At 33.7% G+C, this 21,470-nt stretch carries 14 protein-coding genes; 9 read left to right on the top strand and 5 right to left on the bottom strand.

Annotated elements, in window-relative coordinates; translation table 11 throughout:
* Positions 1-96: 96 nt before the first annotated feature.
* From glmS to FT986_RS03270, 3 genes are read right to left on the bottom strand one after another with little or no spacing between them, the layout of a single operon-like run.
* Positions 97-1,944, bottom strand: coding sequence for a glutamine--fructose-6-phosphate transaminase (isomerizing) (gene glmS, locus FT986_RS03280; protein ID WP_147863821.1), 1,848 nt, complete (start codon positions 1,942-1,944; stop codon positions 97-99).
* A gap of 2 nt (positions 1,945-1,946) precedes the next feature.
* Positions 1,947-3,476 carry a DUF4270 domain-containing protein gene (locus FT986_RS03275; RefSeq protein WP_187248561.1) on the bottom strand — a complete coding sequence of 510 codons (1,530 nt, stop codon included), beginning with the start codon at positions 3,474-3,476 and terminating at the stop codon, positions 1,947-1,949.
* 4 nt (positions 3,477-3,480) lie between these two features.
* A complete protein-coding gene (locus FT986_RS03270) occupies positions 3,481-4,299 on the bottom strand; it encodes a glycogen/starch synthase (RefSeq protein ID WP_147863819.1) in 819 nt (272 codons plus the stop codon).
* 112 nt (positions 4,300-4,411) lie between these two features.
* Between FT986_RS03270 and panC the strand changes: the two genes are divergently transcribed.
* The 6 genes from panC to FT986_RS03240 are packed head-to-tail and all read left to right on the top strand — an operon-like array spanning position 4,412 to position 10,383.
* On the top strand, positions 4,412-5,263 hold the full coding sequence (panC, locus tag FT986_RS03265; protein ID WP_147863818.1) for a pantoate--beta-alanine ligase: 852 nt from the start codon (positions 4,412-4,414) through the stop codon (positions 5,261-5,263).
* Between the two features lie 19 nt (positions 5,264-5,282).
* A complete protein-coding gene (gene panD / locus FT986_RS03260) occupies positions 5,283-5,633 on the top strand; it encodes an aspartate 1-decarboxylase (protein WP_147863817.1) in 351 nt (116 codons plus the stop codon).
* A 10-nt stretch (positions 5,634-5,643) separates the two neighbouring features.
* On the top strand, positions 5,644-6,609 hold the full coding sequence (locus FT986_RS03255) for a lysylphosphatidylglycerol synthase transmembrane domain-containing protein (RefSeq protein WP_147863816.1): 966 nt from the start codon (positions 5,644-5,646) through the stop codon (positions 6,607-6,609).
* A gap of 39 nt (positions 6,610-6,648) precedes the next feature.
* Positions 6,649-7,800 (top strand): alpha/beta hydrolase, encoded by a 1,152-nt coding sequence (locus FT986_RS03250; protein ID WP_147863815.1) that lies wholly within the window; start codon positions 6,649-6,651, stop codon positions 7,798-7,800.
* A 32-nt stretch (positions 7,801-7,832) separates the two neighbouring features.
* Positions 7,833-9,206, top strand: a complete 1,374-nt coding sequence (gene radA / locus FT986_RS03245; RefSeq protein WP_147863814.1) for a DNA repair protein RadA — start codon at positions 7,833-7,835, stop codon at positions 9,204-9,206.
* Between the two features lie 46 nt (positions 9,207-9,252).
* A complete protein-coding gene (locus FT986_RS03240) occupies positions 9,253-10,383 on the top strand; it encodes a M23 family metallopeptidase (protein ID WP_147863813.1) in 1,131 nt (376 codons plus the stop codon).
* A gap of 46 nt (positions 10,384-10,429) precedes the next feature.
* Here FT986_RS03240 and FT986_RS03235 read toward each other — a convergent pair whose 3' ends face one another.
* Positions 10,430-11,404 carry an OmpA family protein gene (locus FT986_RS03235; protein WP_147863812.1) on the bottom strand — a complete coding sequence of 325 codons (975 nt, stop codon included), beginning with the start codon at positions 11,402-11,404 and terminating at the stop codon, positions 10,430-10,432.
* Positions 11,405-11,413: 9 nt separating this feature from the next.
* A complete protein-coding gene (locus FT986_RS03230; protein ID WP_147863811.1) occupies positions 11,414-12,175 on the bottom strand; it encodes an exodeoxyribonuclease III in 762 nt (253 codons plus the stop codon).
* Positions 12,176-12,286: 111 nt separating this feature from the next.
* On the opposite strand from FT986_RS03230, the gene FT986_RS03225 reads away from it, so the two are divergent.
* The 3 genes from FT986_RS03225 to FT986_RS03215 all read left to right on the top strand — a co-directional run bounded on the left by FT986_RS03225 (position 12,287) and on the right by FT986_RS03215 (position 21,410).
* Positions 12,287-15,700, top strand: a complete 3,414-nt coding sequence (locus FT986_RS03225) for a hypothetical protein (RefSeq protein WP_147863810.1) — start codon at positions 12,287-12,289, stop codon at positions 15,698-15,700.
* A gap of 58 nt (positions 15,701-15,758) precedes the next feature.
* Complete coding sequence (locus FT986_RS03220; RefSeq protein ID WP_147863809.1) at positions 15,759-18,815, top strand: BspA family leucine-rich repeat surface protein; 3,057 nt, start codon at positions 15,759-15,761, stop codon at positions 18,813-18,815.
* A gap of 393 nt (positions 18,816-19,208) precedes the next feature.
* On the top strand, positions 19,209-21,410 hold the full coding sequence (locus tag FT986_RS03215) for a BspA family leucine-rich repeat surface protein (protein ID WP_147863808.1): 2,202 nt from the start codon (positions 19,209-19,211) through the stop codon (positions 21,408-21,410).
* Positions 21,411-21,470: the final 60 nt, after the last annotated feature.

Raw genomic sequence — 21,470 nt, 5'->3', positions numbered from 1 at the left:
ATAGTTTTTAATATAGAAAAAAATGCTTGCTTTTTCCGGCTGCAAAGATAGATTATTTTCATGAAATAAAACATCCCTATTTTTGAAAATTAATTATTATTCTACAGTTACCGATTTTGCAAGGTTTCTAGGTTGATCTACATTCTTATTTAACATTACAGCTATATGATATGAAAGTAGCTGAAGCGGAATTGTTGTTAACAATGGTGTAAATGCTTCTATAGTATCTGGCACTTCAATTACATAATTGGCCATAGACCTTACATCTTCATCTCCTTCTGTTACAATACCTATAATTCTTCCTTCTCTAGATTTAATCTCTTGAATATTGCTCACCACCTTCTCATAATGTCCTTTCTTAGTGGCAATAACCACTACAGGCATTTTTTCATCGATTAAAGCAATAGGACCATGTTTCATTTCGGCAGCAGGGTAACCCTCTGCGTGAATGTAAGAGATTTCTTTTAATTTTAATGCCCCTTCTAAAGCAACAGGAAAATTAAATCCTCTTCCTAAATATAAGAAATTAGCAGCATTCATATATTTCTTAGCTACCTCCTTAATATGATCATTCGCCTCTAAGGCTTTTTTTATCTTTTCAGGAATTAAATCTAATTCTTGTAAATGATAATGAAAATCTGCATTATTAATCTCTCCTTTAGCTTTCGCTAATTTTAATGCTATTAAACTCAACACTGTAATTTGCGTAGTAAAAGCTTTTGTTGAAGCCACTCCAATTTCTGGTCCCGCGTGTGTGTATGCTCCTGCATGAGTTTCTCTAGAAATAGAAGATCCAACAACATTACACACTCCAAATACAAACGCTCCCTTTTCTTTAGCTAATTTGATTGCTGCCATCGTATCTGCAGTTTCACCAGATTGGGAAATTGCAATTACCACATCATTTTTATCAATAACTGGATTTCTATATCTAAATTCTGAAGCATATTCTACTTCAACAGGAATCCTTGCTATATCTTCAAAGATATATTCAGCTACTAAACCTGCGTGCCAAGAAGTACCGCAAGCAACGATTATAATACGTTTGGCGTTTGTGAATTTTTCAATATTGTCGTCAACCCCTGCCATTCTTATAATACCCTTATCAACTAGCATTCTACCTCTATAGGTATCTACAATAGCATTTGGTTGTTCATAAATCTCTTTAAGCATAAAGTGGTCGTAACCTCCTTTTTCTATCTGCTCTAAATTAATTTGTAACTCTTGAACGTAAGGATCTACAGAAGAGTCATTTTTAATTTCTCTTACTTTAACTTCTCTACCAAGACGAACAATAGCCATTTCTCCGTCTTCAAGATAAATAGCATTTTTAGTAAATTCAATAAAAGGAGATGCATCTGAAGCTATAAAAAACTCATCTTCCCCTACTCCAATAGCTAATGGACTCCCTAAACGAGCAACAACAATTTCGTCGGGTTTATTTCTATCAAACACAGCGATCGCATACGCCCCAATAGTTTGATTTAATGCAATCTGAACTGCTTTTCCTAATTTTACATTTTCTTTATTCTTAACATCTTCAATAAGATTCACTAATACCTCAGTGTCTGTATCAGACTTAAAAGTATACCCTCTTTTAATTAATTCTTTTTTTAGTGCATCATAGTTTTCAATAATTCCATTGTGAATGATAACTAAATCTTCAGAATTAGAATAATGAGGATGTGAATTAACATCATTTGGCACCCCGTGAGTTGCCCAACGTGTGTGACCTATACCTATATTTCCTTGAGAAACACCTTCAGCTTCCATCTTATTCTTAAGATCAAGAACCTTTCCTTTGGTTTTACAAACATTGAGATTTGCTCCATCATAAAGCGCAATTCCCGCACTATCATAACCCCTATATTCTAAACGCTGCAATCCTTTTAAAACAATAGGATAAGCATCTCTTTTTCCAATATAACCTACAATGCCACACATAATTAATTTGATTCAGTATAAAATATATTAAGCTTTAATCTGTTCTCTCCTGGCTCTTCTGGTCCATATAAAACGGTACTTTGAGGGGTATTTAACATGGGAGAAGGAATTACTTCCAATTGATACTCTTCATCTACATTCTCTTCACCTTCAACCTCTGCTTTAACAGCATTAAAAATGTTTACATTATTACTAACCACCAAGCCAAGACGTGTATTAGTAGAATCCTTATTGATTATATCACTTATATGAGAGGTAAGCCTAATTTTATAAAATCTTCTTCCCCTATCATCTTCATTTAATCTGCTTAAATGAATTAACCTAGAATCAATAGGACTATTATCATTAGCACTTACATCAAAAGTATAATCTTGTAGAACTCTATTGTTTTTAATATCATAAATAAATAATCGTTCTGGTTGATTATGTTCTTCACTTATCTCATTCTCATCTACATAAAAAGTAAGATTTGCATCATTAATCAACCAATCTGAAGACCTTAACGTCTCCAACTCTGCTGGATCTGTAAATAAATCTATGATTGCCATAGAACCTTGACCTCCTTTTAAATATATATTATCACCCGATGGAATATTTTGCCCATTTGTATTCATGACATTAATAATATTAGATCCAAAAAATAAGGAATATTCTTTTTGTTCTATCTCATCATCAGAGGGATCTTCTACCTCAGAAGTATGGAAGTATAAACTTATTTTAGCCTCTTCAGATCTTAAATTTAATAAAGAAAGAGCGTTAATAGTACTTCCTGAACTGTTTACAGGTTTTATATAAACACCCCTAAAGAAATTTTGAAAATTGGAATTACTTAACAATTCTGAAGTTCCTACACGATTCATTATTAATTCTTGGAAGAAATCTAAAGGCAAATTAACTCTCATCCTAGGGCTTTTCGTAATAGTATCAAACTCCCCTTGAGTATTAATTTCTCTATAAGTTACCTCCTGTGAGGATGGTTTAAAACTCTCAATAGTTTTAAAAGGTGTAGGTTCTAAAAAACTTTCAAAAAGATCTCCTTGGTCAGAGTAATATGCTTGAGCTTCATAATTATTTTCTGGGTCTTGACTTCTTAGAAAATAATTAGATTGGTATAATTCCAAATTTATGGGTGTAGATCCATAAATAGAATCTAATTCATATTGTGTTCCTTCTTCATCTTGTGATATAGCAGTACTATAGTATGGAATAGTCAACACTACACTATCTAATTCTGGAAATGTTCCAAAATCAGGGTTTGCATTTTGCAAGCTTAACTGTGTTAGTATGCTTGATGAATAATTTCCATAAATGTTATCACTGTAGAAACCTACTGAATAACTGTTCAGTAAATTAGATTGCATTCTAACTAATGGTTTTGTAGAAACTTCAATTTGCGAAGAGTCATACAAAAGCGCATTAAAATTATTATTGTTTACTAAGCTGCTTCCAGTTTCTGAAAAATCATCTTCACAAGAGGCGGTGAATAAAACTATTCCTAAAAGTAAGAAAGTTAACCTGCTTAATTCTTTCATATAATTATTCTTTTTCATTTAAGACTTCAGTTAGATAAAAGTCTTGATAAGCCTGAGCAAATTCTTCTTTAGATTTATACTCTAATACCGGCATGTCTTTTTCTTTCAGATAGTTTTCTAATTCTTCTGGAATTTCTTCACTTCCTTTAATTAAAGCATCTGAATTATCAATAGCCGTTTTCATAATGTTTGAATACGTAGGATTTTCTAAATGCTCTACTACATCATCTTCCAAACCATCAAACAAAACCTTCTTTTGCATCTCTGTATCTAACATATCATCAAAGCCTTTATTGTATATAGAGGTCACAATTTTTGAATTTGAGAATAAAGGTTCATTCCCATAATAATTCCTCAAATAAAGAGGAAGAAGAGATGCCAACCACCCATGAACATGAATTATATCTGGAGACCAATTCAATTTCTTGACCGTTTCGATTACACCTTTGGCAAAAAAGATTGCTCTCTCATCATTATCTTCAAAAAGATTACCATCTTCATCTGTAAAGGTTGCTTTACGTTTAAAGTAATCTTCATTATCAATAAAATAAACTTGCATACGTTCTTTAGGAACAGAGGCCACCTTTATTATTAAAGGCATGTCCAAGTCATTAATGACTAAATTCATTCCAGAAAGACGAATTACCTCATGCAATTGATGTCTTCTTTCATTAATATTCCCAAACCTTGGCATAAAAATACGAATTTGCCCGCCTTGATTGTTAATCATTCGCGGTGCTTCAAATGACATAGATGATATTTCGGTTTCGGGTAAATAAGGAATTACCTCTGAAGATACATACAAAATGCGTTTATCTTTCATAAATGATATACTATTGCTATTAACTATTAACGATAAAAAACAGGCAAAATTACAAAATTTTATGCAGTTTACCAGTAATATATTAATTTTGCACAACTTAAACATAAACCGCGTGCAGCTATTCAAAGAAAAAAAAGCACTTAGAGACTTTCTATCTGCTGAAAAAACAAGTCATAAAACTATAGGTTTTGTCCCTACAATGGGAGCACTTCACGAAGGTCATCTATCGTTAATTGAATTTGCACAAACAACTTGCGAGGTTGTTGTTGTAAGTATTTTTGTTAATCCTACTCAATTTAACAATAAAGAAGATCTAGAAAAATATCCTAGAACTTTAGATAATGATATTAAATTAATAGAAGAGAAATTCTCTAGAGGTATTGTGATATTTGCCCCAAATGCGCAAGAAATTTACGGAAAAGAAATTTTGTCTTCTCATTTTGATTTTGGTTCTGTCGCTACCTTTATGGAAGGCAAGTATAGAGATGGTCATTTCGACGGAGTAGGAACTGTTGTAAAAAAATTATTTGAAGTAGTAGAACCTGATAAAGCTTTTTTTGGCGAAAAGGACTACCAGCAACTACTTATCATTAAAAAACTTGTAGAGCTTACAAAGCTTCCTGTAGATGTTATTGGATGCAAAATAAATAGAGAAGAAAATGGTTTAGCAAGAAGCTCAAGAAACTCTTTACTCTCTATAGAAGATAAAGCAGAATCTGCTTTTATTTACAAGAGTTTACAAGAAGCAAAGAATAACTTTGGCATAAAATCTGTTAAAGATATTGAAAAGGATATTAAATTTGCCTTCGAAAAACACCCTCTATTGCGATTAGAATATTTTGAAATTGCTAACGCACAAACCCTAGAGTCTTTTTCAGAGTCAAAGCAAGAAGAAAAATACCGCGCATTTATAGCTGCTTACGCAAAAAATGTAAGGTTAATTGATAACATTGCACTAAACTAAAAGTTTTAAACAAAAAGAAATGCAAATTCACGTTGTAAAATCTAAAATTCACCGAGTAAAAGTTACCGGAGCCGACTTAAATTACATTGGTAGTATTACTATTGATGAAGATCTTATGGATGCTGCTAATATTGTGGAAGGTGAAAAAGTACAAATTGTAAATAATAACAATGGCGAAAGGCTAGAGACCTACGCTATTCCCGGACCTAGAAATTCTGGCGAAATTTGTTTAAATGGTGCTGCAGCAAGAAAAGTTGCAAAAGGAGATGTGCTTATTCTAATCACTTACGGTATAATGAGCCTTGAGGAAGCAAAAAAATTTAAGCCCTCAATTGTTTTTCCTAATGAAGAAAACAACCTCCTAAATTAATACCTTTCTTTTGAAAAAAAAGAAAATTATAAAATCCCTTAAAATTATACTCCCACTTTTGTTGGGAGTTTTTTTAATTGGGCTATCTATATATAAATCCACTCAAGAAGAAAGAAATCAACTTTATGAAAATATCGTAAATGCAGATTTGCTTTTTGTATTTCTATCCCTTATTTGTGGTATTTTATCTCACTTGTCTAGAGCCTATCGATGGAAATTCCTATTGAATCCTATGGGATATAATATAAAACTTCACAATAGTTTTATGGCGGTTATGTCTGGTTATTTAGCCAATTTAGGTATTCCAAGATCTGGTGAAGTATTAAGAGGAGCTAGTATCGCTACCTACGAAAATGTCCCCTTTGAGAAAGCCTTCGGAACAATCATTTCAGAGAGAGTAGCAGACTTAGTTATGCTCCTTCTCATTTTAACGATCGCCTTTATTTCTCAAACCCAATATATATTATTAGTGATTGAAACTTATCAAATTAACCCCTTTATGGGAATTTTGGTATTAGCTAGTTTATTCTTTTTAGGCCTTTTGTTTTTAAAGATCATTAAAAAATCAAACATACCCATCATTATAAAAATTAGAAAGTTTGGAATAGGAATTTTAGAAGGAATGAAAAGTATTCTTACCATAAAAAACAAGTATGCCTTTATTTTTCATACTTTTTTCATTTGGCTTATGTACCTTCTTATGTTTTATCTTATCAAATTTGCTGTTCCAGGAGCATCTATAATTAGCATAGGGCAAATTCTTGTAGCATTTGTAGTAGGCTCCTTTGCAATCTCTGTCACCAACGGAGGGGTTGGCGTTTATCCAATTGCAATTGGCGCAGTGCTTGCACTTTACGGAATAAACCAACAAACAGGTGAAGCATTTGGATGGGTTATCTGGGGATCCCAAACGCTTTTAAACCTAGTTATCGGTAGTTTGTCGATTTTTCTAATCCCTATAGTGAATAAAAAGTAATTTTTTCATATCTTATAAGGCAATTTCAAAGCCTACTAAATGAAAAAAACTATACTACTTCTATGCTCCCTTATAGCCTCTTCTCAACTAGGATTCAGCCAAGTAGAATACAAAGTTTTGGAATCTGAAAAACTTCAAACTAAGCGGGAACTTAAAATACAGCTTCCGCGGAATTACAAATCCAATGTAAAAAAATCGTATCCGTTAGTACTCGTATTTGACGGTGATTATCTATTTGAACCTGTCGCTGGTAATGTAGATTATTATAGCTATTGGGAAGATATGCCTGAAGCTTTAGTGGTGGGAATCAATCAATCTAAAACAAGAATGGATGACACCAAATATGACTTAGAAAATTACCTTCCCGTAGATCAAGGCGCCGATTTTTTTGAATTTATAGGGGAAGAATTATTACCTCTTTTAGAGAAAAATTACCGTATCTCTAATTTTAGGATTGTTGTGGGACACGACCTTACGGCGAATTTAATGAATTACTATTTGCTCAAAGAAAATCCCATTTTTGATGGATATATTAATCTAAGCGCAGATTATACCGATGTTATAAAAAACAATCTACCAGGTATTCTTTCAAAATCTAAAGAGAAAGTTTGGTATTATATAGCTACAGGAACAGATGATGCTGAACTCTTAAAAGAAAGCAATCTGCAAATGATTAATAGCCTCAAAGAAATTGAAAATGAGAAACTATATTTTTATGATGATAATTTTGAAGAAGCGACTCACTACTCATTGGTTGGGAGAGCTATTCCTAAAGCAATAGAAGATATTTTTTCAGTTTATCGTCCTATCACTTCAAAAGACTACCAAGAAAAAGTACTTAAAACCAAAGGAACTTTTTATAATTATTTGGTAGATAAATATGAAGTGATTCAAAAATTATACGAATTAGATATCAAAATTCGCGTTAGTGATTTTATGACAATTTCATCGGCTATCGAAGAGAAGAAAGAATTTGAACAATATGAAGATTTAGGGAAATTAGCACAAAAAGAACATCCTGAAAGTATGATTGGAAGTTACTTTTTAGCACGCTACAATGAAGAGCTTGGAAAACCTAAAAGAGCGCTTAAAGAATATCAAGAAGCCTTTTCTCTTAATGAAGCTTCATATCTCACTAAAGACATGATGATAGAAAAAATTAACTCGCTTAAAGCGGATTTAGGTTTATAAACTTTCTCTATTTTAGCTAAAAATATCTTCTAATGGCTAAAACCAAAACTACTTTTTTTTGTCAAAATTGCGGGAATCAACACGCTAAATGGCAAGGCCAATGCTCTTCTTGTAAACAATGGAACACCCTTGTAGAAGAAGTTATTCAAAAGCAAGATGAGAAGGACTGGAAAACTTCTTCTAGTTCTGGCAATTCTTCTAAAAAAAGAAACGCTAGCCCAACCCTTATCAAAGATATTGAGTACAAAAAGGAGAAAAGACTTTCTACCAACAACACTGAATTAGACCGTGTATTAGGCGGCGGACTTATTCCTGGTTCGTTAACCTTATTAGGAGGAGAACCAGGTATTGGAAAGAGTACTTTATTATTACAAGTTTCCCTTCAGTTAAAATATAAAACCTTATATGTATCTGGAGAAGAAAGTCAGCAGCAAATAAAGATGCGTGCAGAACGTATCAATTCTAACCCTTCTGAATGCTACATCCTCACCGAAACTAAAACACAACATATTTTTCAGCAAATAGAAAAATTAGAACCAGAGATCGTAATTATAGACTCCATTCAGACCCTACATAGTGATTTCATTGAGAGTTCGCCAGGTAGCATTTCTCAAATTAGAGAATGCACTTCAGAGCTTATTAAATTTGCGAAAGAAACCCATACTCCCGTTTTATTGATTGGACATATTACTAAAGAAGGAAGCATCGCGGGACCAAAAGTGCTAGAGCATATGGTCGATACCGTTTTGCAATTTGAAGGAGACCGAAACCACGTATATAGAATCCTTAGAGCTCATAAAAATAGATTTGGCTCTACCAATGAATTAGGTATTTACGAAATGCAAGGAGAAGGCCTAAGAGAAGTAAGTAATCCATCAGAAATATTACTCAGTAAGAGTAATCAAGAATTGAGTGGAACTGCTATCGCTGCTACTCTTGAAGGCATACGCCCTTTGATGATAGAAATACAAGCATTAGTAAGTACAGCTGTTTATGGAACTCCTCAACGCTCTACCACAGGCTATAATGCCAAAAGACTAAATATGATCTTAGCGGTTTTAGAAAAAAGAGCCGGGTTTAGATTAGGAGCTAAAGATGTTTTCTTAAACATTACGGGAGGAATTTCTGTAGACGATCCCGCTATAGATTTGGCGGTTGTCGCTGCCATCTTATCTTCTAATGAAGACATATCTATCGAAAAGAATATTTGCTTTGCTGCAGAAATTGGTTTAGCAGGAGAAGTGAGACCTGTGACTAAAGTTGAACAACGAATTCTAGAAGCCGAAAAATTAGGTTTTGAAACTATTGTAGTTTCAACCCAAAATAAAATAAATACGGGAAAATATGCTATTAAAGTAGAGTTAGCTTCTCGAGTAGAAGAAGTGGTTGAACTTCTTTTTGGATAAAATCTATTTCTAAATTTATGGCAAGATTTATGCATTTTCATTTTATGTGAAAAAAATTTTAACTTTTATAAGCGTAACTATTTTAATTTTTGCCGGATTCATTTCTTGCACAAAAATCAGTGAAGTACTGTCTTCACCTACAGCGAGAGAAACCTATAAAAAAGAATTTAAAAACAGAAAAGCTGTTATTAATAAATGGCAATCTACTTACAGCAATGCTATTTTAGATAGTATAGAAGTAGATTTACCTTATGGTGAAAAAGGAGCTTTCTCATATTTTCAAAATGAAATTTCCACCTATTCTTTTTCGTTAAAAAGAGGAACTTCGTTCACGGCAAAAGTAAGCTTAGATTCTTTACAGGATAGAGTTTTTATCAATTTTCTAAAAAAGAAAGACACCTTATGGGAAGAAGTGCTGAGTAATGATATCCAAGAAAATACAATTAGCTATACTCCTAAACAAGACGGAGAGTATAAAATTATTATCCAGCCCGAAATAGCTTCTAGCAGCAATTTTTTTATTCAATTAAATACTTCACCTACCTATTATTTTCCCGTCGTAGGAAAAGATAATAAAGCTATACAAAGTTTTTGGGGAAATCCGAGAGATGGCGGTAAAAGAAGTCATGAAGGGATAGATATTTTCGCTTCACGCGGAACTCCTACTGTAGCGGTAACCGAAGGCAGAGTAACCAGAACTGGAAATAGAGGTCTTGGCGGAAAACAAGTTTGGCTAAAGGAAAGTTTATTTGGTAATTCTATTTACTATGCTCATTTAGACAGCATACTGGTAAATGTTGGTGATAGAGTTAAGATCGGTGATACCTTAGGTTTGGTAGGAAACTCGGGGAATGCAAGGACAACTGCTCCTCATCTTCATTTCGGAATTTATCGTAATGGAGCTATCGACCCTTTGCCATTTGTATATAAATCCAAGTCGATACAAAAAAATGATTTTTCAAGAAGTTTTAAGGAAGACTACTTGGTGATAAAAACTGCTCGAGCAAATTTGAGAAGCGGACCTAGTATTTCTCATAAAATTATAGCAAACCTATTTCAAAATGACACTATTAAATTATTAGGACAGCATCACGACTGGCTTCATATTAAATCGACTTATGGAAAAGCAGCTTTTTTACACAAGAGTCTAGGAGGAAAATTAAAGCAGAAACTATAAAAAACTCCCATTTCTAAATGAATAGAAAAGGGAGTGTCTTTAAGTTTTATCTATCTCGATTCTCTTCAGATAATAATCGAGAAAGCTCATCGTATTTAGGTGTAAGAATTACCTCAATACGTCTGTTTTTAGCTTTACCTTCAACACTAGAATTACTCGCAATAGGAGCATATTCCCCACGGCCTGCTGCAGTTAATCGCTCTGCATTAATTCTTCCATTTTGCTGTAACAAATTGACAATAGAAGTAGCTCTTTTTGTTGAAAGATCCCAATTGTTTTGTAAAGCTCCATTTCCGCCGTAAGGCACATTATCTGTGTGACCTTCTATCAATACATTTATGTCATTATTTTCGGCTAAGACAGCTGCTAATTGCTTTACAGCTTGTTGTCCCTGCTCTCCTACAGCCCAGCTTCCTGAACTAAATAAAAGTTTATTTTCCATAGAAACATATACTTTTCCGTTTCTCTGCTCCACGGTTAAACCTTTACCCTCAAAGTTGGTCAATGCATTAGAAACACTTTGTTTTAACGCTTTCATTTTAGCATCTTTAGCTGCTAAAATTGTTTCTAGCTCATCAATTCGTTGACTACGTGATTTTAAATCTTCTTCTAATAACTGCAATCTCTGTTTTTCTTTAGCTAAAGCATTTTGTTTATTTTCTAAATCTCCTAATAAGGTTCTATTTTGTTTAGAAATATCCTGTAACAAGTTCGAACTATTAGATTCTAAAGCATTGTATGATTCTTGTAAATTACCATATAATTCTTCTAAATTTCTAAATTTCTCTTCATACCCCTGATTTTGAGTTTGAAGTTCAGACATTCTTTTTTGAGCTTGTTCAAACTCATTTCTACTATTTAGATTTTCTTCTTCACAATTATCTAGTTTCTGTTGAAGGCTGTTCGACTTTGCTTCTAAGTCATCATACTTCGTTTCTAGATCGGTAAATTTCTTAGCCGGCACACAAGAAGTTGCCAAAATAAATGCTACGATGGGAACTATTAATATTTTTCTAAACATATTTTTATTTTATTTTAATTCTACTAATATAGGACAATGATCGCTATGTTTTGCCTCTGGTAAGATAACGGCTCTTTTTATTTTTTCTTGTAATGGAGCACTAACTAAATGATAATCTAAACGCCAACCTTTGTTATTTGCTCTAGCATTGGCACGATAGCTCCACCAAGAATACTCTACTCTATCTGGGTTTAAATACCTAAAAGAATCAAGAAAGCCTTGTGATAAAAAGCTTCCTAACCACGTTCTTTCTACTGGTAAAAATCCAGATACATTCTTTAAACGTACAGGATCATGAATGTCTATAGCTTCATGACAAATATTATAATCTCCAGAAATCACCAAATTAGGAACCTCTTCTTTTAGCTGATTTATATAGGTTTTAAAATCATCCATAAAGGTCAATTTAAACTCTAATCTGTCTATATTCGTCCCAGAAGGCAGGTATAAACTCATCACCGAAAGATCTTCAAAATCTGCTCTTATTGATCTTCCTTCAAAATCCATATAATCTATTCCTGTTCCATAAACTACATTCTTAGGTTCAGTTTTGCTTAAAATGGCCACCCCGCTATACCCTTTTTTTTGTGCAGGATACCAATAGCAATACTTATAACCAATTTCATGAAAAACTTCTTCATCAAATTGATCTGGATTTGCTTTTATTTCTTGTAAGCAAACTACATCGGCGTTTACTTGGCTTAACCAAGTAAGTAAATCTTTTCTCAATGCGGCTCTAATGCCATTTACATTGTAAGAAACAATAACCATAAACTTATTTTTTCACAAAAATAGAATAATGTAAACGTTAAGAATACTTGTTTCTTAAAAATTGATTTAGATTTCATAAAATATTTATGAAAAGCATTAGTTTTACTTTACATGCGCATACTTCTATTTATTTTCTTTTTACTCTTTGCCATAACTGTCGACGCACAGGTATATGAGGATGATTTTTCCGAAAAGAAAATAGCAGTTAGCGATACTATACTTATCGATTCGGTAAGTATAAACCCTTTTAAGTTTAAGGTTTACAACTCACAAGAAAAGTTACTCGATTCTACAGCCTACCAAGTAGATTTTGCTAAAAGCTACCTAGTTCTTAATGATTCTTTACGGAAACAAAACGATTCTATTAAAATAGTCTATAGAAAATATCCCGATTTCTTCACCAAACGTTACTACCAATTTGACCCCAATATCATTGTAGGAAATGAAAATCGGGTGAACCGAATTTACCAATTAGGAGAAGAAAAAAATCAAAGCTCTTTTGTTCCCTTTGACGGATTAACCACGAGCGGAAGTATTTCTAGAGGAATTACCGTTGGTACCAATCAAAATGCAGTTTTAGATTCTGAATTAGATTTGCAAATCACGGGAAAAATTTCAGATAATGTAAATCTTCGTGCTTCTTTACAAGACTCAAATATTCCTATTCAACAGAATGGTTATTCACAAAACCTAAATGAATTTGACCAAATTTTTATTGAACTTTACGGAAAAAACTGGAACATAAGAGCTGGAGATGTAGACCTAGTACAGACCGATTCTTACTTTGCTTCTTACACAAAAAAAGTACAAGGACTTTCACTAGGAGCCACTCTAAATCCTGACGGAAACTCCACCGATATTTTTGCTGCTGGAGCACTGGTACGCGGTGTGTTTACTAGAAATCAATTTCAAGGCCAAGAGGGAAATCAAGGTCCGTATAAATTAACTGGACCTAACGGAGAGCTATTCGTTTTAATCGTATCGGGCAGCGAATCGGTTTTTGTGAATGGAATCCGCCTTGAGCGAGGAGAAAATGAAGATTATGTAATAGATTATAATGCTGGGGAAATTATTTTTAACGCCACTTATCCTATTACTTCCGAAATGCGAATTACCGTAGAATATCAATATTCAGACCGTAATTATTCTCGGGTGGTCGCTACTGGTGGTGGAAAACATACTAGTGAAAAATTAGAAATTGGCGCCTTTGTATATTCAGAAAATGATATCAAAAGTCAACCCTTACAACAAAACCTCAACGAAGAGCAAGCTCAAATTCTGGCAGATGCTGGAGATGACACCAATCAAATGATAGCTCCTAGCGCAGTTGCCGATACGTTTGACGAAAACAAAGTGCTTTACACAAAAGAAGTCATAAACGACGAAGAGGTTTTTGTGTATTCCACCAATCCAGAAGATGAATTATTTCAAGTGCGTTTTAGCAATGTGGGCGAAAATCAAGGAGATTATGTATTGACCAATGCGAGTGCTATAACGCGAACCTATGAGTATATAGCTCCGGTAAACGGAATTCCGCAGGGAAATTATGAGCCTATTATTCGACTTTTTGCACCCACCAAATTGCAAGTAGGTGTGGTGAACGGAAAATATCAACCTTCAGAAAAAACAAAAGTAGATTTTGAATTTGCCGCCAGCAAAAATGATGAAAATTTATTTTCAGATCTAGATGACAATAACAATGATGGCTTTGCTGCAAGAGTAGAAGTTACTCAACGCGTGGTTCAATTAAAAGATTCTTCGCAAATAGAAGCTTTCGCCGGAATTAATTACTTGCAAGATGAATTTCAAAGTATCGAGCGTTTATTTAATGTGGAGTTTAATAGAGATTGGAATTTAATAAATCCGTTAGGAAATCAAAATTATATACAATCGGGAATCAATTTTAGAACGCTTAAAAACGGTGTTTCCCAATACCGGTTTGAACACCTCAATTACTCGGAAAACTATTCAGGTACCCGTCATGTTATTTCTTCACAACACCAATTAGGAAAATTAAGAACACAACTTTACGGAAGTTACTTAGAAAGCGATGGCAGCACGTTTACTTCAGAATTTTCACGAATGAATGCCTTTGCCGTTTATGATTTTGGTAAGGTTTGGACAGGAACCCGAATTAATCTAGAAGACAATCAGCAGCAAGAAAAAGCCACGCAAAATTTAACAGGTATTAGTCAGAGGTTTAATAGCTACGAAGTATTTACTGGTGTTGGAGACAGCACGGCGGTTTATGCCGAAATTGGTTATCGTCATCGGGTAAATGACAGTTTGCGAAACAATAACTTGCAACGAGTGAGTCATTCTAACAATTACTATTTAAAATCGCAACTCATACAAAATGAAAATACGCAACTTTCGGTATTCGCTAATTACAGAAAGTTGATCAATGAAGAAGAAAACGTAGAAGATGAACAATCGCTTAACTCTCGAGTGTTGTACAATCAATTTTTATTTGATAAATTGATAAGCCTCAATACTGCCTATGAGACCAATAGCGGAACCTTAGCCCAACAAGAATTCACTTACGTGGAAGTAAACGCAGGTGAGGGACAATACACCTGGAACGATTATAACGATAATGGCATACAAGAACTAGAAGAGTTTGAAATTTCACCCTTTCCCGATCAGGCTAAATATGTACGAGTCTTGTTACCTAATCAAATCTTCTTAAAAACACATCAGAATAAATTCAGTCAAGTAGTGACGCTTAACTTTATGCAACTGAGTGATGATGCGAGCACCAAAAAATTTCTAAAACATTTTTATAACCAAACCTCTTATTTGGTAGACCGAAAGATAGAAAGAGAGGAAGATAACTTTGACCTGAATCCGTTTAACGATAGCGGAGATGAAGAATTAGCCGTAAACCTCAACTTTAGAAATACCATTTTCTTTAATCGCGGAAAGCAGCGTTACACCACTTCTTACACGTATATCTCAACCCGAGCAAAAAATTTGCTTTCTACAGGATTTCAAGAAAACGATATTGAAAGTCACCAGTTAAAGTTTAACCATAAAGTACAAGAAAGCTGGTTATTTAATTTTGACAACCAAACCACCACTACGGTAAGTACCTCAGAGAATTTTGGCAACCGAAATTATGATATTTTAAGCTACACCACTAACCCTAAAGTTTCTTATTTACTCTCTAGAAGCACCCGTTTTGATGTTTTTTACCAATACAACACCCAAACCAATAGATTGGGCGATGAAGAAGAGTTACAACAACAAAAATTAGGCGCTTCCTTTAATTTTGCCAACGCTCAAAAATATGCGGTTAGCGGAGAGTTTAATTACATTTTTAATGAATTTACAGGAAGTGCTTTTTCTCCTGTAGCCTACCAAATGTTGCAGGGTTTACAACCCAATAAAAACTTTACATGGACGCTTTTAGCACAACGAAAACTCACCAATTATTTAGATCTCAACCTTTCCTATTTTGGGCGAAAAAGTGAAAGTGCAGACGCTATCCATACGGGTAGCGTACAGCTAAGGGCGTATTTTTAAGATTTTCTTAACGGGTAGTAAAAAAATGCTATATTGCTAAGCATAAACCAACTATCTTATGAAGAATCTTTACCTATTTCTCCTTATTACATTTTCTACGCTTTCCACCCAAGGCCAAAACCAACCATTTATTACCACGTGGGAGGTTGATGCCAGTGATTTGAGTATAACTATTCCCACACACTCTGGATCAACCTACAACTATACGGTTGATTTTGGAGATGGAACAGTTTTAACCAATCAGACAGGAGATACTACTCATACCTATAATTCTGCAGGAACTTATATTGTAAGTATATCAGGTACTTTTCCTAGAATATATTTTAATAATAATGGAATAAATAGATATAAAGTAAAATCAATTGATCAATGGGGGGATATTTCTTGGGAATCAATGGCAAGTGCTTTTAAAGGTTGTTTTAACTTAATGGTTAATGCTACTGATGCACCAGACTTAACCCTAGTGACTGATTTAAGTTATATGTTTTCTAATTGTAACAATATGAATCAATCTATTAATCATTGGGATATTTCAAATATCACTAATATTAGTTATATGTTTTTTGTCGCCAAATCTTTTAATCAACCCCTTAACGGTTGGAATGTGGGAAATGTAACAAATATGACTGGAATGTTTGGTAATACTAATGATTTTAATCAGCCTTTAAATAATTGGGATGTTTCCAATGTTACAAATATGAGAGGAATGTTTAGTAATGCTATTGGATTCAATCAAAATATTAATAATTGGGACGTGTCGAATGTATCAAATATGATGGCTATGTTTAGTTTAGCAACACTTTTTGACAAACCCTTAAACAATTGGAATGTTTCGAATGTATCCAACATGAGTCAAATGTTTCAAGGATCCACATTATTTAACCAACCTTTAAATAGTTGGAATGTTAGTAGTGCTACTATAATGCACTCAATGTTTGAAAATGCAACCTCATTTAATCAACCTTTAAATAATTGGAATGTTTCAAATGCCATTGGTATGAGTAGGATGTTTGCTGATGCTATAAATTTTAATCAAAACATTCATAACTGGAATGTATCTAACGTGCTTTATATGAGTGAAATATTTAAAGGGGCAATTTCTTATAATCAACCATTAAATAATTGGAATGTTTCTAATGTCATTAACATGGATCAAATGTTTGATGGAGCAATTTTATTTAATCATCCGTTGAACAATTGGGATGTTTCCAATGTAAGTTCTATGGTTGGTATGTTTGCAAACGCAACTTCATTTAATCAAAACATTGATAATTGGGATGTTTCCAATGTCACTGCCATGGGTAGCAGATATGAGTTTCTTATTAACTCCCCTTACGGAGGAATGTTTCAAAATGCGACTTCTTTTAACCACCCCCTTAATAATTGGGATGTTTCCAATGTTACAGATTTTGGGTGTATGTTCAACAATGCAACTTCTTTCAATCAGCCTCTTAATAATTGGATCGTTACAAATTCGGATAGAATGGAGGCTATGTTTGCTTTTGCCTCCTCATTTAATCAAGACATATCGTCATGGGTATTTAGTCAAAATGTTTCATTCGATAATGATCATTTATATCCTTCCACTCCAGGGTTTATAAAGTATTCAAATTTAGATAATGTAAATTATGATAAATTTCTAGCTAGTTTAGTTTCTCAAAATTTACCCTCTAGAGATCTTGAAGCAGATGGCTTAGAATACTGTAACTTCCACTCTAGGCATAATCTTATTAACAATTTAGGCTGGGATATAACTGGTGACATCCAATCACAAAACTGTAATTTCATTATGGGTAATGTTACGTATGATGAAAACAGCAACGGTTGTGACCCTAATGATGCTGGTATTTCTGGTTTTATGGTCAGTGCTAATAATGGTACTGATGATATCTTTACTTATTCCAACAATGGAGATTATCAGTTAGGAACTATTGGCACCAACTTTACAGTTTCGGTTATGAATTACCCGAGTTATTTTTCTGTAACTCCAGCAAGCCAGAACGTCACTTTTACAACTTCTAACACTGAGGTGGCCGATTTTTGTGTGACCGCCAATCAAACGATGGAAGATTTGAATGTGGTTTTGATCCCTATAAGTGAAGCGCGTCCCGGTTTTGAAGCAGATTATCAATTGGTAGTTGAAAATATAGGAACACAAACCCTAGCTAATGCTACGGTAACCTTAGATTTTGATGATACCATGCAAAGTTTTGTTAATGCAAGTGTGACGCCAACCTCAACTACTGCAAATCAATTAACCTTTGATATGGCCAATTTGCAACCGCTTACCTTTCAAACGGTAGATATCACGATGCAAACCTTTCAACCACCAACAGTAAATGGAGATGATATTTTAAGCTTTACCGCAAATGTAAGTCCGAGTATGAATGATTTTACTCCAAACGACAATACCTTTGTCTACGACCAAACTGTAGTGAATTCTTATGATCCTAACGACAAACAAGTATTGCAAGGAGAAGAAATAGAGATCGATAACGCCGATGAGTATTTAAATTATTTGATACGTTTTCAAAATACAGGAACTGCGAGCGCTATTAACGTTAGAATTTTAGACACACTACATCCAAAATTAGATTACAGCACCTTAAGACCTGTAAATGCCAGTCATAACTACCGCATTGAAGTAACTAATGAAAACGAAGTAGAGTTTATTTTTGATGGAATTAACCTACCTGATGAAAACACGAATGAACCTGCAAGTCACGGTTTTGTAGCCTATAAAATAAAACCTAAAAGTGATGTAGCTATTGGAGATTTTATTACTGGCGATGCGAACATATATTTTGATTTTAACGCCCCCATCATCACCAATATGGTTTCCACCGAAATAATTGATGATTTAAGTTTTACAAATTATGAGTTAGAAAACAACATTAGTATCTACCCTAACCCAACGCAAAATACCTTGCATATTGAAGTAAAAAACAATCAAGAAATTGAGCAAATAAAGATTTATAACTTAAGTGGATTAGAACTGATGAATGTTGAAGAAAATAAGCAACTATTAAACTTAGAAAGTTTAAGTGCAGGTGTTTATTTTATCAACATTCAAACCAATTTGGGAACAGTAAATAGGAGATTTATAAAGAGTTAAAGTATTTGTTTTAAATGATATGCTATTAATTAATAGTAAAAATTACTATATTTAAGAAAATAACTGTTTTATGAAAAATCTTTACTTTTTTTACTATTTAGCTTTTCTTTTTTCTACATCTCAGCCCAAAACCAACCGTTTATTACGACTTGGGATGCAACTGCTAATACAACGATCACTGTTCCTACTCATCCTGGATCAACCTACAACTATACAGTAGATTTTGGAGATGGAACGGTTTTAAGCAACCAAACAGGAGATGTATCTCATACATATCTACCAGGAGTTTATACAGTTACTATTAATGGAACTTTCCCTAGAATTTATTTTGATCATAATTACAACGGCGATATTGTTTCTGTTGAACAGTGGGGGAATATTCAATGGACTTCGATGGAATCTGCATTTGAAGGGTGTTATAATTTGGTGATTAATGCTATAGATGCTCCGGATTTAAGCCAAGTTACAGATATGTCATTTATGTTTAGGAATTGCAATAACTTAAACCAATCAATTGATCATTGGGACGTTTCTAACATTACTGATATGAGCTATATGTTTTATCAAGCAAGTTCATTTAATCAATCCTTAAATAATTGGGATGTGTCAAGTGTTGTAGACATGGAACGAGTGTTTGGTTTTGCAGAAGATTTTGATCAACCTCTAAACAATTGGGATGTCTCTAGCGTAGTAAATATGGAAGCAATGTTTGTAAACGCAAGTAGTTTTAATTCGAGTATAAGCACTTGGAATGTATCTAGTGTGACAAGTATGTATAAAATGTTCACTGAAGCAATCTTTTTTGATCAACCCCTAAACAATTGGGATGTGTCAAGTGTTAACAATATGAGACTTATGTTTTCCTCTGCAACTTCTTTTAATCAGCCTTTAAATAACTGGGATGTTTCAAATGTAAATACTATTCATGGTATGTTTCAAAATGCTTCCAATTTCGATCAAAATTTAAATAACTGGGACGTATCAAATGTTACTGAAATGACCAGTACATTTCATAATGCAAGCTCCTACAATCAACCCTTGAATAATTGGAATATCACAGCTCCCTCTCTATTTGATTTTTTAAATAATTCTGGTTTAAGCGTAAGACATTATGATAACTTCCTATCCCAACTTGTAGCTCTGGGAGCCCATCAAATTAATTTAGGTGCACAAGGTTTAGAATATTGTAATACAACGATTCGTAATGAGTTGATTAATAGAGGATGGAATATTACAGGTGATACTCAATCGCAAAATTGTAATTCTATTGTCGGTGAAATTACTTATGATGAAAATAATAATGGTTGTGACCCTACAGATATTGGAGTAAGTGGTTTTTTAGTGGATGCTACCGATGGGGTTGAAAATTGGCAAACTTTTACTCTTAATGGCAATTACGAATTAGGGGTCATTGGAAATAATTTTACTGTTTCGGTGATGAACATGCCAACATATTATTCCATAACGCCAGCAAATCAGCAAGTGACTTTTACAACTTCAAATAGCCAAACTGCTGATTTTTGTGTCACTGCTAATCAAAGTGTTGATGACCTAAACATTACATTAATTCCTAGAGGGGGGGCTCGCCCTGGTTTCAATGCAGATTACCAATTGGTCGTAGAAAATCTAGGTACACAAGCCGTTACCAATGCTACGGTAACTTTAGATTTTGATAACACCATGCAAAGCTTTGTCAACAGTAGTGCGGCACCAACTTCTACTACTGCGAATCAACTAACCTTTGATATTGCCAATTTGCAACCGCTTACTTTCCAGACCGTAGATATTACGATGCAAACCTTTCAACCACCCACGGTAAACGGGGATGACATTTTAAGCTTTACCGCTAATGTGAATCCGAGTGCGAATGATTTTACTCCGAGTGACAATACCTTTATCTACGACCAAACCGTTGTGAATTCTTACGATCCTAATGACAAGCAAGTATTACAGGGAGAAGAAATTGAAATTGATAAAGCCGATGAATATTTAAATTACTTAATTCGTTTCCAAAATACGGGAACTGCCAGCGCTATTAATGTAAGAATTTTAGACACGCTACATCCAAAATTAGATTACAGCACCTTAAGACCTGTAAATGCAAGTCATAACTACCGTATTGAAGTAAACAATAAAAACGAAGTAGAATTTATTTTTGATGGTATCATTCTACCCGATGAAAACACCAACGAACCCGCAAGTCACGGTTTTGTAGCCTATAAAATCAAGCCTAAAAGTGATGTAGCAGTGGAAGATTTTATTACGGGCGATGCCAATATCTATTTTGACTTTAATGCTCCCATCATCACCAATATGGTTTCCACCAAAATTATTGACGATTTAAGTTCTACAAATTATGAATTAGAAAATAACATTAGCATCTACCCTAACCCAGCAAAAAATATCTTGCATATTGAGGCTAAAAACAAGCAAAAGATTGAGCAGTTAAAAATCTATAATTTAAGCGGTTTAGAACTGATGAATGTTGAAGAAAATAAGCAACTATTAAACTTAGAAAGTTTAAGCACTGGCGTTTATTTTATTCAAATTCAAACCAATTTGGGAACAGTGAATAAACGTTTCATTAAAAATTAGAAACTTATAAAACTAAAAAAAACCCGCTCATTTGAACGGGTTTTTTGTTTTATACAGAGA

This window comes from Mesonia sp. K4-1, from assembly GCF_008017825.1.
GTDB lineage: Bacteria > Bacteroidota > Bacteroidia > Flavobacteriales > Flavobacteriaceae > Mesonia.
The sequence above is the reverse complement of the archived record's forward strand: the minus strand, read 5'-3'. Positions and strand labels throughout refer to the sequence as shown.

Coding starts and splice junctions, on each gene's coding strand:
- glmS (WP_147863821.1), bottom strand. CDS start 1,944: ATGTGTGGCATTGTAGGTTATATTGGAAAAAGAGATGCTTATCCTATT.
- FT986_RS03275 (WP_187248561.1), bottom strand. CDS start 3,476: ATGAAAGAATTAAGCAGGTTAACTTTCTTACTTTTAGGAATAGTTTTA.
- FT986_RS03270 (WP_147863819.1), bottom strand. CDS start 4,299: ATGAAAGATAAACGCATTTTGTATGTATCTTCAGAGGTAATTCCTTAT.
- panD (WP_147863817.1), top strand. CDS start 5,283: ATGCAAATTCACGTTGTAAAATCTAAAATTCACCGAGTAAAAGTTACC.
- FT986_RS03250 (WP_147863815.1), top strand. CDS start 6,649: ATGAAAAAAACTATACTACTTCTATGCTCCCTTATAGCCTCTTCTCAA.
- radA (WP_147863814.1), top strand. CDS start 7,833: ATGGCTAAAACCAAAACTACTTTTTTTTGTCAAAATTGCGGGAATCAA.
- FT986_RS03235 (WP_147863812.1), bottom strand. CDS start 11,404: ATGTTTAGAAAAATATTAATAGTTCCCATCGTAGCATTTATTTTGGCA.
- FT986_RS03230 (WP_147863811.1), bottom strand. CDS start 12,175: ATGGTTATTGTTTCTTACAATGTAAATGGCATTAGAGCCGCATTGAGA.
- FT986_RS03225 (WP_147863810.1), top strand. CDS start 12,287: ATGCGCATACTTCTATTTATTTTCTTTTTACTCTTTGCCATAACTGTC.
- FT986_RS03220 (WP_147863809.1), top strand. CDS start 15,759: ATGAAGAATCTTTACCTATTTCTCCTTATTACATTTTCTACGCTTTCC.
- FT986_RS03215 (WP_147863808.1), top strand. CDS start 19,209: ATGGAATCTGCATTTGAAGGGTGTTATAATTTGGTGATTAATGCTATA.